Source organism: Pseudomonas sp. ABC1 (assembly GCF_013395055.1).
Taxonomy (GTDB): domain Bacteria; phylum Pseudomonadota; class Gammaproteobacteria; order Pseudomonadales; family Pseudomonadaceae; genus Stutzerimonas.
In genome coordinates this window covers 420,613-436,086 of sequence record NZ_CP058349.1, presented here as the reverse complement: position 1 = coordinate 436,086, position 15,474 = coordinate 420,613, and the positions used below count along the sequence as shown (strand labels likewise).

Genomic DNA, 15,474 nt, shown 5'->3' with positions numbered 1-15,474 from the left:
GATTCCAAGCGATTGATTGCATGGCGAACCGCTGCCGGCAGGGCATCGGTTCGCTCAATGGAGCCTGGCTTTGCTGAATGGTTTCAACGAATCGGTGACAGGCTGTTTATCTGGACAGCCTGGGTTCAGCCGAAAAGGCGCCCGAGATTGGGCACTATCAACACCATCAGTGTGACGAAAAGAATCAATGTAACCTGCTGGAACTTGGGATTCTTGACCATGGCATCAACCCATCCATAGGTACGCTCCTGCGCGGCCGCTCTGGAGTGCACCTTTGCGGTGATCGACTCGGTGTTACCCCCTGGTGGCGGCAGAGTAGACAGAGCAAGAGGTGCGCCAGATACCGGGCTGGTTGTAGCGGGGAATGGTCGATGCGTGTGCTGGATGCTGGGCCGCTTTCCAGGCGGCCAGGTGCGTGCGGGTTATTTGAACAGAGGACCGGAGCGGGTGTTGTTGCCTTTGGCCATGCGGTCATAGAGCACCACGTTCACGGTTGCCGCCAGGTTCATGCAGCCTTGGGTCGGGATGTAGATGACATCTTCGCACCAGTCGAGGATTTCCCGGTCCAGCGAGCCGTCTTCCGGGCCGAAGATATACAGGGCGCGGTCGGGGTGGGTGTACTCCGGTAACGGACGGGCATCGGGGACCAGCTCGACGGCAACGGGCGTGCAGCCCAGGGGCAGGATCTTGCGCAGATCGTCGATATTGATCAGCGGTATGTCCTGGTGCACACGCTTGGTATCGGTGATGAAGTCCCTGGCCCGGTCATAGCGGGTTCCCGTATAGAACACCGAGCTGGTGCCATAGCAACCCGCCGCCCGCATGATGGAGCCGACGTTGCTGGGGGACTTGGGGTTGAACAGGCCTACGCAGCTGTATCTCTTGTTGGCCACTTGGCTTCTCGCAAAAGCGGCGATTATAACGATTGCCTGGCTTGTGCGCTGTAGCTTCGGTATCTGGTATTTGTCCGATGTGAGGGCAGACTTTCGCTCTTTACATGAGGCCGTGTTCGCCATTTGGCATTACAATGCGCGCCTTATTTTCCGAGGGCCGGCCATGCAAACCTCTTTTCTGGAAATCGTCGAACTGCCAGACGGGCGCATCGTGTTGCGTCGGGCCGAGGACGAGGAGGTGCTGGTGACACTGGACTTCTCGGATGAAGCACGGCTGTTTCTGCAAGGGCAGCACGTCGAGATCGCCAAGGTCATGTTGACGGCTGGTGTGCAGATGGCTGGGCGCGTGTTCGACGACGAGTTCGAGCATGAACAGGAACCGCACGTTCTGCACTGAGCCGATCGCCATGAGCGCTGTCGCAGCCTGAGCTGCGCACGCTGTCCGCGTGACGCCTTATGAAAGCCGGATATTCAGGCTCTGGGCATTTCCCTGGTGCGCGGCAGCGGCCAGCAGCCTGCGGTCGAAGGCATCCAGTTTCAGCCAACTGATCACCGTATGGCTGCGCCCCAGGCGCAGGGCACGGCATACCAGTTCGAGCGGGTCCTGATCGTTGCGTGAAGGCAGCAACAGGATGCGCTCGCGGTTCAGATCTGCATCACGTAGCCAGCTGTAGCTCACGAGGTTGGGCGGCGCGATCATCGTCAGCCAGCGCTCGTCGTTCTCCCGGCTGAGCTCGCGTAGCACCGGGGCCAGCAATTGCAGGCCGTGGCTACCGATCAGCCTCATTTCGCTGAGCACGTCTGCGCTGCGTACCGGGGCTGCCGGTTCGAACGACCGTTCGGGCGCCAGGAAGGCTTCGAACAGCGGCAGTTGGTTGGTCTGTGCAGTGGTGTAGAGGGGGAACTGCATGGCTACCTCCTATCAGCGGCGAATCACGCCGACGCTCAAGCCTTCTATGGTCAGTTCCTGTTGTTCCAGGTCGACCTCTATCGGGGCGAAATCAGGGTTTTCTGCGATCAGCCAGACCTTGCTGCCTTCGCGCTTGAAGCGCTTCACCGTGACTTCGTCATCGATGCGCGCCACCACCACCTGGCCGTTTCGTGCCTCGCGTGTGGTGTGGACGGCCAGCAGGTCGCCATCGAAGATACCGATGTCCTTCATGCTCATGCCGCGTACGCGCAGGAGATAGTCGGCGCGAGGGTGGAAGAAGTCGGGATTGATCCGGCAGGACTCTTCGACATGCTGTTGGGCGAGGATGGGTGCACCGGCTGCGACGCGACCGATGACAGGCAGGCCGCTCTCTGCATCGTTGCCGCCTGGCTCGAAGCCGGGAATGCGGATGCCGCGCGAGGCGCCGGGCGTCATCTCGATGGCGCCTTTGTTGCGCAGGGCCTTGAGGTGCTCTTCCGCTGCGTTGGGGGATTTGAACCCCAGCTCCTGGGCTATTTCAGCGCGGGTCGGGGGGTAGCCGTTCTCTTCCAGGCAGCGCTTGATGAACGCAAGGATTTCCGACTGGCGGGGCGTCAACTTGATCATGGGCGTTCTGTCCTTTTGTACAGTAACTGGGATTATATACAGTAATCGTCGCTTGGCAATTCCCCTCGGGTAAAAGTGCTGGGCAACCGTACAGTCGCCTTTGGCGCTGCCTGTAGAGATAAGCCTGTTGTCTACGACCTGGAGATCGCTGTGTCGCGACGATGGATGGGCTACCGGAAACCGGCCTTCATCCGCTTATAATCCGCGCCTCAGGCTTTCATGATTGACTTGGCCGGGCCCGAAACGTAGGTTTCAAACAGTTGTTGGTCTTTGGAGGGCGCATGGCGCAGTCGGAAACCGTTGAGCGCATTCTCGATGCCGCGGAGCTTTTGTTCGCGGAGAGAGGGTTCGCCGAGACATCGCTGCGGTTGATCACCAGCAAGGCAGGCGTCAACCTGGCTGCGGTGAATTATCACTTTGGCTCGAAGAAGGCCCTGATCCAGGCGGTGTTCTCGCGTTTTCTCGGGCCATTCTGCATGAGCCTGGAAAAGGAGCTGGATCGACGCGAGGCGCAGCCCGGCCAGAAGGACAGGCTCGAAGACCTGCTGGAGATGCTGGTTGTGCAGGCGCTGTCGGTGAAGCCTCGCAGCGGCGATGACCTGTCCATTTTCATGCGCCTGCTCGGCCTGGCGTTCAGCCAGAGCCAGGGACACCTGCGTCGCTACCTGGACGATATGTACGGCAAGATTTTCCGCCGCTACATGATGCGGGTACACGACGCCGTGCCGACGATCACGCCGATAGAGCTGTTCTGGCGCGTGCATTTCATGCTCGGGACCGTGGCGTTCAGCATGTCGGGTATCAAGGCGCTGCGGGCGATCGCCGAGAATGATTTCGGCGCCCGGGTTTCCATCGAGCAGGTCATGCGCATGATGGTGCCTTTCGTCGCGGCGGGTATGCGCGCAGAAAGCGGGGTGGATGACCCGGCGCTGCTGGAGGCCGGACCCAAGGTCCGTCGCAATGCCCTGGCCATGCCACAGAAACGATGAACGAGCCCGCCGTGTTTCCCCCGATGCAGATGCTCGACTTTCTTCATGTCTCCCTCACCGAGCAGATGCTCTACGGTTTTTCCAAGGGCGTGCTGTGCGCGCGCTTTCCGGTCTCGACGGCCCTCAACGGTGCCGGCGAGTCGAATGGTTCCGGTTGTACGCCGAGGGGCCTGCATCAGGTGCGTGCCCGGATCGGCGAGGGTCTGCCGTGTGGAGCCGTGCTGCGTGGTCGTCGCTGGACCGGCGAGGTGTGGAGCGACGAGCTGCATGCCGCCTTCCCGGGCCGCGACTGGATCCTGACGCGGATCCTCTGGCTGAGCGGCTGCGAGCCGGGCGTCAATCGCCTGGGTGCGGTCGACACCTTCCGCCGCTACATCTATCTGCATGGCACGCCTGACACCGAGCCCATGGGTGTACCGCTGTCCCATGGCTGCATCCGCATGCGCAATGCCGACATCATGCAGCTGTTCCCCCGCGTGCCTGCCCATTGTCGTGTTCTGATTGCAGAGCAGGCACCCCCACAATCGCAGCAAGCCGTCATTTTCTAAGGATCGCTATGCAAGGCTCTTTGATGCTGGATATCGAGGGCACCTGGCTGACCGCCGAGGACCGCCATGTGTTACGCCAGCCACAGGTTGGCGGACTGATTCTGTTCGCACGCAATATCGAGCACCCGCGCCAGGTGCTGGAACTGAGTCGGGCGATTCGCCAGGTGCGACCAGACCTGCTGCTGGCAGTCGATCAGGAAGGTGGCCGGGTGCAGCGTCTGCGCCAGGGCTTCGTGCGTCTGCCGGCCATGCGCCGTTTCGCCGACTGCGAGGATGCGCTTTCCCTGGCAGAACTGAGCGGCTGGGTGATGGCGACCGAAGTGTTGTCCGTCGGTCTCGATTTCAGTTTTGCGCCGGTCCTGGACCTGGATCACCAGCGCAGCGCGGTCATCGGGGCGCGTGCCTTCGAAGGCGATCCGCTGGCGGCGACGCAACTGGCCGGCGCTTTTATCAAAGGCATGCACGCCGCGGGTATGGCGGCTACGGGCAAGCACTTTCCGGGGCATGGCTGGGCCGAGGCGGATTCCCATGTCGCCATTCCGGTCGACGAGCGCAGCATGGACGAGATTCGCCAGCATGACCTGCTACCGTTCCAGCGGCTTGCGACGACGCTTGATGCGGTGATGCCGGCGCATGTGATCTACCCGGCGGTGGACGAGCGACCTGCCGGTTTCTCGTCGCACTGGTTGCAGAATGTCCTGCGCGGCGAGCTGGGCTTTGACGGTGTGATCTTCAGCGATGACCTGTCGATGGCGGGGGCGCATGTGGTCGGTGATGCCGGGCAGCGTATCCTGGCCGCCCTGGGCGCCGGTTGTGACATGGGCCTGGTGTGCAATGACCGTGCTTCGGCCGAGCTGGCTTTGAGTGCCTTGCAGCGTCAGGCCGTGGCGCCGTCGCCACGCTTGCAGCGCATGCGCCGAGGGTCCGAGGTGGCGCCGGACTACAAGCAGGACCCGCGCTGGCAATGCGCGCTGGATGCGCTGCGCCGGAACGATCTGATATCGCATTGATATTTGATGGCATTTTGCTTCGATTCCGCACGGGCGGGCCTTGCGGTCAGTGTTGTGCTTGCTACACTGAGCCGTCTTTTGGAGTACCGGAATGCGTTGCCAGGCACGAACATCGAACCTCTTCAGAGTGTTGGCGCTATTGGGCCTGTTTGGCGGCCTCGGCGGCTGTTCGACCTGGTTTTCATCGGCATTCGAGGATCCGCAGGTCGAGCTCACCAAGGTCGATGTGATCAAGGCGCGCTTGCTGGAGCAGGAGTTCCTGCTGCGTTTTCGCATCGACAACCCCAACGACCATAGCCTGCCTGTGCGTGGCTTGATCTACACCGTGCACCTGAACGACATCGAGCTGACCAGTGGCGAGTCCAGCGCCTGGCTGACGATCCCCGCCAACGGCTTCGAATACTACGATGTCCCGGTGCACACCAACCTCTGGCGACACATGAAATACGTGGTGCGCTTGCTGGAGAAGCCCGACAGGCCCATCGCCTATCGCCTGGATGGCGAGTTGAAGATCGGCCTGATGTCCGGTCGGCGCGTGCATATTTCCAGGCGCGGCGAGATAATCCCCGGAAATTTCATTCCGGAGTGAACAGCATGAACCACGAGCACCACGTACACGGCCCTGACTGCAACCACGATCATGGCCATGACCACGGTCACGTGCACGGCCCGCATTGCAACCATGCCCAGGACCCGGTCCGCAATCCACTGAAGGATGTCGGCCGCAACGACCCTTGCCCGTGTGGCAGCGAGAAGAAATTCAAGAAGTGCCATGGTGCCTGAGACACCGGCTTCCCCCCTCGTCATTTCCCTCTATTGCGCCGCGCTGCTGCTGATCGTCGCCTTGTCCGTCTATGCCGGGTGGCTGTGGCACAAGGTCTGGCAACGACGGCGGCAGGCCACGCAGCTTCAGCAGCGGCGCCGCGCAGTGCTGGCCGCCGATCTGCGTATCCTGGCGACCAGTCTGCTGGAGGGGCAGCTACCGTTGATCGAGGGAGCGATTCGCATCAAGGTGCTGCTGGATAACCATGATCCCGTTCTGACGGGCGACCCGCAGGTTGCGGTGCTCCACCAGATTTACTCCGCCACCGCGCACATTCCGACCCATGCCGCCTGGAAGGCGCTTGGGCGTGACGAGCGGCGGCGGTTCGAGGCTGATCTGCATGCACTGGACGTGCAGCATGGCGAGGACGTTCGCCGGGCCGCGCGCTGGTTGCTGGATGAGGCCCTGCCGGCCTGAAACCCTGTTCAACGTCTCACGGGTCAAGGCGACCGTAGGGCGCGCATGGCGCACTCCGTGGATGGACTTTTTGCTTCATAGCGAAGGAATTACCGATGTCTGTTCGTGCTCATACCCTGGTTCGTATAGCGCTTGGCGCGACATTGATGCTGGCGGGGCTGGCGGGTTGCCAGTCGTACCTGGACCAGCGCTACCGTGCGAGCCTGCCGCCGGCCCAGGGTGTCCAGCCATTGAAGGGGCTGGGGGGCAACGTCAGCATACGGCGCAATCCCTTGGGTATGCCGCTGATCGAGACGTCGTCGTTCCACGATGCGCTGTTCGCCTTGGGTTATGTCCATGCCACGGATCGCCTGAGCCAGATGGTCGGCATGCGCCTGATGGCCCAGGGCCGGCTGTCGGAGATGGTGGGCGAGGGGGCGCTGGATATCGACCGCTTCATGCGTGCGGTCAACCTGCGCAAGGACGCCGACGTGCTGTACCGAAATTCGTCGGAGCGCATGAAGCGCTTTTTCGAGGTTTATGCACGGGGCGTCAACGCCTACCTGTACCGGCACCGGGACAAATTGCCGATGGACCTGGACGCTTCTGGCTATCAACCCGAGTACTGGAAGCCCGAGGACTCCGCACTGATTTTCAGCCTGCTGAACTTCAGCCTGTCGACCAACCTGCAGGAAGAAATCGCCGCCCTGGTACTGGCGCAGAAGGTCGGCCACGAGAAGCTGGCCTGGTTGCTGCCGATCTACCCGGATGAACCATTGCCCTTCGATGAAGCGCAGAAGCTGGATTTCCTTTCGCGCAAGGGGGCCGTCGCCGGCCTGGTTGAGGTCGACCGCACCGTGGCCGACCTGGCCCGCCTGAACATGGTGGGGGTGGCCGCTTCCAACAACTGGGCGCTGTCCGGACGCCAGACCCGTGGCGGACGCACGATCATGGCCAATGACACCCATCTGCCGCTGGCGATGCCTTCCTACTGGAATTTCGTGCAGATACGCACGCCGAAATTCCAGGCGGCAGGTGTTTCGGTCGCGGGTATTCCGGCCGTGGTTGCCGGCTTCAATGGCAAGATCGGCTGGGGCATGACGATGGTCATGGGTGACACCCAGGACGTCTTCGTCGAGCGTCTGCGTCAGCAGGGCGGGCAGTTGCAGTACCTGGCCGATGGACAGTGGCAGCCTGCCCGGCAGCGCCAGGAGACGTTTATCATCAAAGGCCAGCGCCCGGTCCGCGAAGTCATCCACGAGACGCGCAACGGCCCGCTGCTCAACAGTGTGCTGGGGGAGCGCAAGCATCCCTTGCAGCCCCTGCGCGTCGAGACCGGCTATGGCCTGGCGCTGAAAACCGCTTCGCTCGACGACGACCGCAGCCTCGATGCGTTCTTCGACCTGTCCCGTGCCGGCTCCGTCGACCAGGCCTTCGAGGTGGTGCGCGATATCCGTGCCATGGCCCTCAACCTGGTGTTCGCCGATGAGCGCAGCGTCGGCTGGCAGGTGACCGGGCGTTACCCTAACCGCAAGGAAGGCCTTGGCCTGTTGCCGTCGCCCGCCTGGGATGCGCGTTATGGCTGGGATGGCTACACCGACCCTATGCTGCACCCCTACGATCAGGACCCGGCCCAGGGCTGGCTCGGCACGGCCAACCAGCGCACGGTCAACCGTGGCTACGGCGTGCAGTTGTCCAGCTCCTGGCACTACCCGGAGCGCTACGAGCGCCTGGCGGAACTGGCCAGCCGGGGCGGGCATGACACCCGCAGTGTGATCGGCATGCAGTACGACCAGACCACGGTCTTCGCCGCCAAGCTCAAGGCGATGTTCGAGGCTCCGGGCATGCAGCTACCGTTGCGCCAGGCCATCGATGCCTTGCCCGCGGAGCAGCGCGCGAAGGCCCGGGAAGCCCTGTCGCGCTTGCTGGCTTTCGATGGCCGGCTGGCGGCGGACTCCGCCGATGCGGCGCTCTACAGTGCCTTCATGCACGAGAGCGCCCGGCAGACATTCCTCGATGAACTGGGTCCGGAGGACGGCGAGGCCTGGCAGGCTTTCGTGCGTATGGCCGACCTGTCCTACTCGGCCCAGGCCGATCACCTGCTGGGGCGCGAAGACAGCCCGTTCTGGGATGATCGCAGTACCTCTGGCAAGGAAGACAAACCGGCGATTCTCGCCCGCAGCCTGGCCGCTGCAGTCGGCCTGCTGGAGCGTGAGCAGGGCAGTGACCGCAAGGCCTGGCGCTGGGGGCGTTCGCACACTTATGTATGGGCCAGCGATGCCTCGCAGCTCGCACCGCATATGCCGGCGGCCCAGCGTGCCCGCATCAATGCCATTCGCGGTTATCTCGACCGTGGCCCCTACCAGGCGGGCGGGGACCATAGCACGCTGAATGTCTCGGCCTATCACTGGGGGCAGGACTTCGATACCTGGCTGATTCCGGCCATGCGCATCGTGGTCGACTTCAACCGCGACGAGCCCCTGATCGGCCTGAACAGCAGCGGGCAATCGGGCAACCCGGCCAGCCCGCACTATGGCGACGGCATCGAAGCCTGGCGTCGGGCCCAGTACATGAGCTTCCCATTCAAGTCGGAGAACATCGACAAGGTCTACGGCAGTAAGCGCTTGCTGCTGACTCCGGCGAAGTGAGCCGATAGCGAGCGGAGGTGATCAGGGCAATCGCGCTATACAAAAGATTGCGACCGGATTGGCAAGTGAGTGGCCTCTTGAGCATAAAAGCAATTGCATTGCCTTGATGGTCGCGGTGTTGCAATCCCGAAGTGGCCATAGGAAAAAACACCGATACCCGTCGCTCCCGCGCAGGCGGGTGCCCAGGTGCGCAGGCTTATGACCGACACATTTCTTCCTACAGTCACCACCAAAGATGGCTGTGCGGGTGCCAGGTGGCGGGACGGGGCCTTCGCCGCCAAGGATGGCGGCGTAGAGCTATAGGGATGTATTCATGCGTGCCCCGTCCCGCCACCTGGCATTCGCACAGAGGCGCTGCACCCAAGGTCACGCGGTGCACTCGATAGACCAGATACAAAATTGCCAATCCGGTTGCAACCGTTCACATCGTGAGATTGGCCGGTAGAGGTAACAGTCTCTCGAGCCCGTACGCACAGCTCTGTGTAGTGTTGCCCAAGTGATGCTCCGCCATCACGGGTTCGCAGTTTGCCGCTCGATCTCGATCACGCAGATCCGGTCCGGGCTGGGGTAATGCCAGCGCACGGACACATCCCAGAACAACGTGCCATAGCGCCGTTCTGGATCGGGGTGCTGGTAGGCCGGGCGCGGGTCCTGGGCCAGGCATTGCTCCACCAGTTCGGTGAAGGGCTGGCCGAGTCGCAGGCTTTCGGCCTGGGCGCGTTGCAGGATGCCGGGCGCCCATTGCACCTCGATGCATTCCGGCGCCTGGCTGGCGATGGTGTTGCGTGCGTCGGGCAGGGCGTCCGCGTAGGGCACGTAGGGCTTGATGTCCAGCACGGGGGTGCCGTCCAGCAGGTCGATGCCGGACAGGTGCAGGCGTCCCGCTTCCACTGCCTCCAGCCGCACCACCGATTGCCCGATGCCGTTGGGACGGTGCGTCGCCCGGCTGGCGAAGACCCCGAGCATCCGGTTGCCCCCCAGGCGCGGTGGCCTGACGCGCAGGCGCGGTTGCTCTTCGAGTGCCTGGTGGAACAGGAACAGCAGCCAGACGTGACTGACCTCTTCCAGCCCCTGCAGGGCTTGTGGCTGGTCGTAAGGGGGAATGAGTTCCAGCGTTCCGCGTGCGGCCGGGGCGAGTTGCGGCTGGCGCGGGATGGCGAATTTCTCCCGGAAGCAGGAGCGCATGAAGCCGATGGGGGAAACGGAGTAGGACATGATCGGGGCCAGGTGGTATTCCGCGCGCATCTTACCAGCCCGCAGGGTTCAGCCTCGTGTCGGGAAACGCTCGCGCAGCGACCTATCCCAGGGCGGCACGGGGCCGAAGCGGTTCTTCAGGAAATTCAGCAGCAGATGGCTGCGTGCGTTGGCTTCGCGGGTCAGGCGCAGGGCGTAGACGCCGCTGGCCTCGGTGGCGGGCAGCCCGTCCTGGCAGAACAGTGGCAGCAGTTCACCGCGCAGCAGGTGTTCGCTGATCAGCCAGGTCGGCAGGTGGGCGATACCCAGCCCGGCGAGGGCGCCGCAGAGCAGGGCTTCGGCATTGTTGGCCTGCAGGCGCATGCGTCCGGGGCGGGAGGTGTAGGTCTTGCCCGCGCGTTCGAAGCGCCAGGCCTGCGGTGGTGCGAGGGTGTCCCAGTCGATACCGTCGTGCTGGCACAGGTCATCCGGTGTTTCGGGGAGGCCACGGCGTTCGAGGTAGGCGGGGCTGGCGCACACGACCCGGATCATGGGCGCGAGCGGTGTCGCCACCAGGCGCGTGTCTGCCAGCGGCCCGATGCGCAGCACCAGGTCGACTTGCCCCAGGTGTTCGCCTTGCAGGTCGATGAAGCTGTCGATCAATTGCAGCTGGATATCCACCTGCGGATAGAGCGTGAGGAATTCGGCGAGCGCCGGTGCCAGGTGCCGGCGTCCGAACGGCGCCGGGGCATCGATACGGATGTTGCCCTGGGGCGCATCGTCCAGTTGACCGCTTTCCATCCGCGCCAGGTTGAGTTCGTGGATGATGCGCCTGGCCCGGATGGCGAAGGCCTGGGCCGCGCTCGTCGGTTTGACGACGTGGGTCGTGCGGTTGAACAGGCGATAACCGAGGGATTGCTCCAGGGCGTCCATACGACGAGCCACAGCCGAGGGCGTCAGGGCATGCAGCCGGGCCGTGGCTGAAAAGCTGCCGTGGTCGAGTATGTCGAGAAACAGCTGGAGCTGGCTGGCCAGTCGGTCTGGTTGCATGGTGGAGGTTCTCTTGTGCGTTTCATGCACAGCCATTTTGCTCGCTTATGCCATAGGCACGCCAGCGCCCCGTGGGTAGGATGGCGGCCTTTCCTTCCAGGGGCTGATCATGGCTGTGCTCGATATCGCGTTGAACCTGTTGCTGGGCCTGGCCCTGGGAACCCTGGGCGGTCTGTTCGGGATCGGCGGTGGCCTGATCGCGATTCCCGTGCTGGGCGTGTTGTTCGGTCTGGACCAGCAATTGGCACAGGGCACGGCCCTGGTGATGGTGGTGCCCAATGTATTGCTGGCGGTCTGGCGTTATCACCAGCGCAACCGTATCGACCTGCGCCAGGCCGCGGCCCTGGCGGTCACCAGTTTCTGCTTCGCCATCGTCGGCGCTTATTACGCGCTGTCCCTGGATGCCGGGCAGATGCGCTGGGCATTTATCGTGTTCTTGTTGGTCCTGGCGTTGTACAGCGCATTGCGGGCCTTGCTGCGTAGCGCGGCGGGCAGTGGCGAGCTGAAATACGGCTGGCCCTGGCTGAGCCTGCTGGGTGCATGGGCGGGTGCGCTGGGGGGACTGTTCGGCGTTGGCGGTGCGGTTCTGGCGACGCCCGTGCTGACCAGTATCTTCGGCGCCAGCCAGGTGGTCGCGCAGGGCCTGTCGCTGGCCCTGGCGATCCCCAGCACCAGCGTCACGCTGGTCACCTATGCCCTGCATGACCAGGTCAACTGGCTGCTGGGGCTGCCGCTGGCGGTGGGCGGATTGCTGAGTATCAGCCTTGGCGTGCGCCTGGCGCATTCGCTGCCGGAGTCGCTGCTGCGGGTGCTGTTCAGCGGTTTCCTGGTGGTCAGTGCGGTATTGCTGGCGCTGGAGACCTGAGCCGGCGGATGGCCTTGCGCGCGCTGTAGCGCAGGCGCAGCCCCAGCAGCACGGCTGCACAGCTCAGGCCGGCGATCAGGCCCTGCCACAAGCCCGCCGGCCCGCTGGCCGGGCCGAACCAGTCGGTCAGGCCCAGCACGTAGCCGATCGGCAGGCCGATCAGCCAGTAGGCGAACAGGGTGAAGATCATGGTCATGCGTGTGTCCTGATAACCGCGCAGGGCACCGGCGGCCGTTACCTGTACGACATCCGAGAACTGGAACAGCGCGGCATACAGGAACAGTCCCGAAGCGATGGCGATTACCGCCGGGTCGGTGCTGTAGATACGCGCGATCGGTTCGCTGAACAGCAGCATGCCGGTGGCGGAGAAGCAGGCGTAGACTAGGCTGGTGACGATGCCCAGGCCCGCGATGAAGCGCGCATCGTGTGGTGCGCCACGGCCGAGCGACTGGCCCACGCGCACCGTGATGGCCATGCCCAGCGACAGTGGGATCATGAAGATCAGCGAGGTGAAGCTCAGGGATATCTGGTGCCCGGAGATGACGGTTTCACCCAACCTGCCGATCAGCAGGGCGATCACCGAGAAGATACTCACTTCGGCGAATACCGCGATACCGATGGGCGTGCCCAGTGCCAGCAACGGCGCAAGCTGTGCCCAGCGCGGCCATTCGAAGCGAGTGAACAGGCCTGATTCGGCATAGTACCCGGAGCGGCGCACCCAGAACAGCATGCCCGCCAGCATCGAGCACATCACCAGCGCGGTGGTCCAGCCGCAGCCGACGGCGCCGAGCGCCGGCATTCCGAGCTTGCCGTAGATGAAGATGTAGTTCAGCGGGATGTTCAGCAGCAGGCCGAGAATGCCGATCACCATGCTTGGCCGTGAATACCCGAGGCCATCGCTGTAGCTGCGCAGGACCTGGTAGAGGCCCATGGCGGGGAAGCCGCAGGCGACCGCGCGCAGGTAGCTCATGCTGGTGTCGATCAGGTCAGGTTGCACGCCCATGACACGCAGCAGGGGATGGGCATTCCACATGATCAGCGTGCAGAGCAGGCCGATGCCGAAGCCCATCCACAGCGACTGACGCACCAGTGGGCCGATGCGGTCGTTCTGCCGGGCGCCGAAGTACTGCGCGACGGTGGCGGTGGTGGCGAGGATGATGCCGTTCATCATCAGCAGCATCGGTACCCAGACCGAGTTGCCCAGTGCCACGGCAGCCAGTTCATGGGCGTTGACTCGCCCGGACATGATGGTGTCGACGAAGCCCATGGCGGTGGTCGCGAGCTGGGCGATCATCATGGGAATGGCGATGGCGAACAGGGCGCGCAATTCGTTGCGAATGCGCCCGAGTCTGGAGCCGCTGGGCATTGCTGGTGTCCGGAACAAGAAAGGCCGGGCAGTCTACGCCGCTTCACGCAGGGCAGAAAGTAGTGCAGAAATCAGGGAGGCGAGGGCTTTGCCGGGATGGTTTCCATTGCCTTGGGATAACCGTTGTTTTTCCTGCCGGAAGGGCGTGGGCATTGTCTGCAATGCCCTGGGTATCGCTGCGCTCGGCCCAGGCTACGGGATCGTAGTCAGGGCAGGGTGGTTGGCAGGCGTGGCCCTGGGAGGGCCACGCCTGGGGGCTCAGGCAGGCTGCCCGGCGGCGCTGATGACGTTGGCGTTCGGCTTGATGTACAGCGTCTCGCCACGCACCAGGCCATCGAGGCTCTGGTGATCCTTGGCCACTTCGGCTTCGATCAGTTGCTCATGCGCCGGCACCTTCAGGGTGACCCGGGTGATCGCCCCCAGTGGGCGGATATCGCGCACTTCGCCGGCCAGGTAGCCGCTCAGTTGCAGGCGCGACAGCGACACTTCATGGGGGCGGAAGAGCAGTTGCTGGCCTTCCTCGGTCTTCAGTTCGTTGGCATCGCCGAGGAAGTGATAGACGAAGTCGCTGGCCGGCTTGTCGTAGACCTCGCCCGGCGAGCCGATCTGCTCGACCACACCCTTGTTCATCACCACGATACGGTCGGCGACTTCCATGGCTTCTTCCTGGTCATGGGTGACGAACACGCTGGTCAGGTGCACTTCTTCATGCAGGCGTGCCAGCCAGCGGCGCAGCTCCTTGCGCACCTTGGCGTCGAGGGCACCGAAGGGTTCGTCGAGCAGCAGTACCTTGGGCTCCACCGCCAGGGCGCGGGCCAGGGCGATGCGCTGGCGCTGGCCACCGGAGAGTTGCTCCGGGTAGCGGTCGGCCAGCCAGTCCAGTTGCACCAGGTCGAGCAGGTCGTGGACTTTCTTCTTGATCGTGGTTTCGTTCGGGCGCTCGCCCTTGGGCTTCATGCGCAGGCCGAAGGCGACGTTGTCGAACACGGTCATGTGGCGGAACAGCGCGTAGTGCTGGAACACGAAGCCGACCTTGCGATCGCGCACGTCATGCTCGGAGACGTCTTCGCCGTGGAAGACGATGCTGCCGGTGTCGGGCTGCTCGAGGCCAGCGATGATGCGCAGCAGGGTGGTCTTGCCGCAACCGGATGGGCCGAGCAGGGCGACCAGCTCGCCGCTCTGGATGTTCAGGTTGATATCGTTCAGCGCCTTGAAATTGCCGAACTGCTTGTTGATACCTTTGACTTCGATACTCATGGACGTCGTACTCTCGAAAAACCTGGTCTGTATGGCTATTAGGGGCTCAGTCGTCTTTGTTGGCCTTGAGCGCCCGGCTCAGACGCGCTTCGCTCCATTGGCGAAGCAGCAACACGACCAGGGCCATGATGAGCAGCAGGATAGCCACGCTGAATGCAGCGACGATGTTGTACTCGTTGTAGAGGATTTCGATGTGCAGCGGCAAGGTGTTGGTGTAGCCGCGAATGTGTCCGGAAACCACCGATACCGCACCGAATTCGCCCATCGCACGGGCGGTACAGAGCACCACGCCGTAAACCAGCGCCCATTTTACGTTGGGCAGGGTGACATGCCAGAACATTTGCCAGCCATTGGCGCCGAGCAGGCGGGCGGCTTCCTCTTCCTGGGTGCCTTGTTCTTCCATCAGCGGGATCAGCTCCCGGGCGACGAAGGGAAAGGTGACGAAGATGGTCGCCAGTACGATGCCCGGTACGGCATAGACGATCTGCAGGTTGTGCGTGTCGAGGAATGGCGCCAGTTTGCTCTGGGCGCCGAACAGCAGCACGTAGATCAGGCCGGCGACCACTGGCGAAACCGAGAAGGGCATGTCGATCAGGGTGATCAGCAGGCTCTTGCCGCGGAACTCGAACTTGGTCACGGCCCAGGCCGCGGCCACACCGAACACCAGGTTGAGCGGGACCGAGATGGCGGTGGCCAGCAGCGTCAGTTTCAGCGCCGAGATGGCGTCCGGTTCGGTGATGGCCTCCCAGAAGAAGTCCAGCCCGCGTTGCAGGCCCTGGGTGACGACGATGTACAGCGGCAGCAGCAGGATGACCGCGAAAACCAGCCAGGCCAGGGCGATCAGCGCGATGGCCGCTGGCGAGCGCTGGGCGCCGGCGCGCGTGGTGTCCTTGCGCAATGTTGCAAGACTCATGCTTGT

17 protein-coding genes are annotated in these 15,474 nt (G+C 63.3%); 9 read left to right on the top strand and 8 right to left on the bottom strand.

The window, feature by feature from the left end; translation table 11 throughout:
* Positions 1 to 422 precede the first annotated feature (422 nt).
* Complete coding sequence (locus HW090_RS01710; RefSeq protein WP_179111852.1) at positions 423 to 893, bottom strand: RNA methyltransferase; 471 nt, start codon at positions 891 to 893, stop codon at positions 423 to 425.
* Positions 894 to 1,056: 163 nt separating this feature from the next.
* Here HW090_RS01710 and HW090_RS01705 point away from each other — a divergent pair, with 163 nt between their 5' ends.
* Positions 1,057 to 1,290: a hypothetical protein gene (locus HW090_RS01705; protein ID WP_179111851.1), complete on the top strand. Its 234-nt coding sequence runs from the start codon at positions 1,057 to 1,059 to the stop codon at positions 1,288 to 1,290.
* 57 nt (positions 1,291 to 1,347) lie between these two features.
* Here the strand turns inward: HW090_RS01705 and sulA are convergent, their stop codons facing one another.
* Together sulA and lexA are read right to left on the bottom strand one after the other, a co-directional pair.
* Positions 1,348 to 1,803 (bottom strand): SOS-induced cell division inhibitor SulA, encoded by a 456-nt coding sequence (gene sulA, locus HW090_RS01700; RefSeq protein ID WP_179111850.1) that lies wholly within the window; start codon positions 1,801 to 1,803, stop codon positions 1,348 to 1,350.
* A 12-nt stretch (positions 1,804 to 1,815) separates the two neighbouring features.
* The gene (lexA, locus tag HW090_RS01695; RefSeq protein WP_179111849.1) at positions 1,816 to 2,430 is read right to left on the bottom strand and encodes a transcriptional repressor LexA; all 615 of its coding nucleotides are present in this window, start codon (positions 2,428 to 2,430) and stop codon (positions 1,816 to 1,818) included.
* 281 nt (positions 2,431 to 2,711) lie between these two features.
* Between lexA and HW090_RS01690 the strand changes: the two genes are divergently transcribed.
* The 7 genes from HW090_RS01690 to HW090_RS01660 all read left to right on the top strand — a co-directional run bounded on the left by HW090_RS01690 (position 2,712) and on the right by HW090_RS01660 (position 8,844).
* The gene (locus HW090_RS01690) at positions 2,712 to 3,419 is read left to right on the top strand and encodes a TetR/AcrR family transcriptional regulator (protein ID WP_179111848.1); all 708 of its coding nucleotides are present in this window, start codon (positions 2,712 to 2,714) and stop codon (positions 3,417 to 3,419) included.
* Positions 3,420 to 3,442: 23 nt separating this feature from the next.
* Entirely contained in the window at positions 3,443 to 3,967 is a 525-nt protein-coding gene (locus HW090_RS01685) for a L,D-transpeptidase (RefSeq protein ID WP_179114787.1), read from the top strand.
* Between the two features lie 8 nt (positions 3,968 to 3,975).
* A complete protein-coding gene (nagZ, locus tag HW090_RS01680; protein ID WP_179111847.1) occupies positions 3,976 to 4,977 on the top strand; it encodes a beta-N-acetylhexosaminidase in 1,002 nt (333 codons plus the stop codon).
* Between the two features lie 91 nt (positions 4,978 to 5,068).
* Entirely contained in the window at positions 5,069 to 5,566 is a 498-nt protein-coding gene (locus tag HW090_RS01675; RefSeq protein WP_179111846.1) for an LEA type 2 family protein, read from the top strand.
* A 5-nt stretch (positions 5,567 to 5,571) separates the two neighbouring features.
* Positions 5,572 to 5,760 (top strand): SEC-C metal-binding domain-containing protein, encoded by a 189-nt coding sequence (locus HW090_RS01670; RefSeq protein ID WP_179111845.1) that lies wholly within the window; start codon positions 5,572 to 5,574, stop codon positions 5,758 to 5,760.
* Positions 5,750 to 6,217, top strand: coding sequence for a DUF2489 domain-containing protein (locus HW090_RS01665; RefSeq protein ID WP_256930716.1), 468 nt, complete (start codon positions 5,750 to 5,752; stop codon positions 6,215 to 6,217). Before HW090_RS01670 ends, HW090_RS01665 begins: the two co-directional genes overlap by 11 nt.
* 95 nt (positions 6,218 to 6,312) lie before the next feature.
* Positions 6,313 to 8,844 (top strand): penicillin acylase family protein, encoded by a 2,532-nt coding sequence (locus tag HW090_RS01660; RefSeq protein WP_179111843.1) that lies wholly within the window; start codon positions 6,313 to 6,315, stop codon positions 8,842 to 8,844.
* Between the two features lie 510 nt (positions 8,845 to 9,354).
* On the opposite strand, the gene tsaA is transcribed toward HW090_RS01660, so the two are convergent.
* Both tsaA and HW090_RS01650 read right to left on the bottom strand, forming a co-directional pair.
* A complete protein-coding gene (gene tsaA / locus HW090_RS01655) occupies positions 9,355 to 10,059 on the bottom strand; it encodes a tRNA (N6-threonylcarbamoyladenosine(37)-N6)-methyltransferase TrmO (protein ID WP_179114786.1) in 705 nt (234 codons plus the stop codon).
* 48 nt (positions 10,060 to 10,107) lie between these two features.
* A complete protein-coding gene (locus HW090_RS01650) occupies positions 10,108 to 11,067 on the bottom strand; it encodes a LysR family transcriptional regulator (protein WP_179111842.1) in 960 nt (319 codons plus the stop codon).
* Positions 11,068 to 11,176: 109 nt separating this feature from the next.
* On the opposite strand from HW090_RS01650, the gene HW090_RS01645 reads away from it, so the two are divergent.
* Positions 11,177 to 11,932 carry a sulfite exporter TauE/SafE family protein gene (locus HW090_RS01645; protein WP_179111841.1) on the top strand — a complete coding sequence of 252 codons (756 nt, stop codon included), beginning with the start codon at positions 11,177 to 11,179 and terminating at the stop codon, positions 11,930 to 11,932.
* On the opposite strand, the gene HW090_RS01640 is transcribed toward HW090_RS01645, so the two are convergent.
* The 3 genes from HW090_RS01640 to cysW all read right to left on the bottom strand — a co-directional run bounded on the left by HW090_RS01640 (position 11,901) and on the right by cysW (position 15,468).
* Positions 11,901 to 13,298, bottom strand: a complete 1,398-nt coding sequence (locus HW090_RS01640; protein ID WP_179111840.1) for an MATE family efflux transporter — start codon at positions 13,296 to 13,298, stop codon at positions 11,901 to 11,903. The two genes, HW090_RS01645 and HW090_RS01640, sit on opposite strands and share 32 nt — an antisense overlap.
* Positions 13,299 to 13,556: 258 nt before the next feature.
* A complete protein-coding gene (locus tag HW090_RS01635; protein ID WP_179111839.1) occupies positions 13,557 to 14,555 on the bottom strand; it encodes a sulfate/molybdate ABC transporter ATP-binding protein in 999 nt (332 codons plus the stop codon).
* Between the two features lie 46 nt (positions 14,556 to 14,601).
* Positions 14,602 to 15,468, bottom strand: a complete 867-nt coding sequence (cysW, locus tag HW090_RS01630; RefSeq protein ID WP_179111838.1) for a sulfate ABC transporter permease subunit CysW — start codon at positions 15,466 to 15,468, stop codon at positions 14,602 to 14,604.
* Positions 15,469 to 15,474: the final 6 nt, after the last annotated feature.

Coding starts and splice junctions, on each gene's coding strand:
- HW090_RS01660 (WP_179111843.1), top strand. CDS start 6,313: ATGTCTGTTCGTGCTCATACCCTGGTTCGTATAGCGCTTGGCGCGACA.
- sulA (WP_179111850.1), bottom strand. CDS start 1,803: ATGCAGTTCCCCCTCTACACCACTGCACAGACCAACCAACTGCCGCTG.
- HW090_RS01650 (WP_179111842.1), bottom strand. CDS start 11,067: ATGCAACCAGACCGACTGGCCAGCCAGCTCCAGCTGTTTCTCGACATA.
- HW090_RS01640 (WP_179111840.1), bottom strand. CDS start 13,298: ATGCCCAGCGGCTCCAGACTCGGGCGCATTCGCAACGAATTGCGCGCC.
- cysW (WP_179111838.1), bottom strand. CDS start 15,468: ATGAGTCTTGCAACATTGCGCAAGGACACCACGCGCGCCGGCGCCCAG.
- HW090_RS01645 (WP_179111841.1), top strand. CDS start 11,177: ATGGCTGTGCTCGATATCGCGTTGAACCTGTTGCTGGGCCTGGCCCTG.
- HW090_RS01690 (WP_179111848.1), top strand. CDS start 2,712: ATGGCGCAGTCGGAAACCGTTGAGCGCATTCTCGATGCCGCGGAGCTT.
- HW090_RS01685 (WP_179114787.1), top strand. CDS start 3,443: ATGCAGATGCTCGACTTTCTTCATGTCTCCCTCACCGAGCAGATGCTC.
- HW090_RS01675 (WP_179111846.1), top strand. CDS start 5,069: ATGCGTTGCCAGGCACGAACATCGAACCTCTTCAGAGTGTTGGCGCTA.
- HW090_RS01665 (WP_256930716.1), top strand. CDS start 5,750: ATGGTGCCTGAGACACCGGCTTCCCCCCTCGTCATTTCCCTCTATTGC.
- lexA (WP_179111849.1), bottom strand. CDS start 2,430: ATGATCAAGTTGACGCCCCGCCAGTCGGAAATCCTTGCGTTCATCAAG.
- nagZ (WP_179111847.1), top strand. CDS start 3,976: ATGCAAGGCTCTTTGATGCTGGATATCGAGGGCACCTGGCTGACCGCC.
- HW090_RS01635 (WP_179111839.1), bottom strand. CDS start 14,555: ATGAGTATCGAAGTCAAAGGTATCAACAAGCAGTTCGGCAATTTCAAG.
- HW090_RS01705 (WP_179111851.1), top strand. CDS start 1,057: ATGCAAACCTCTTTTCTGGAAATCGTCGAACTGCCAGACGGGCGCATC.
- HW090_RS01670 (WP_179111845.1), top strand. CDS start 5,572: ATGAACCACGAGCACCACGTACACGGCCCTGACTGCAACCACGATCAT.
- tsaA (WP_179114786.1), bottom strand. CDS start 10,059: ATGTCCTACTCCGTTTCCCCCATCGGCTTCATGCGCTCCTGCTTCCGG.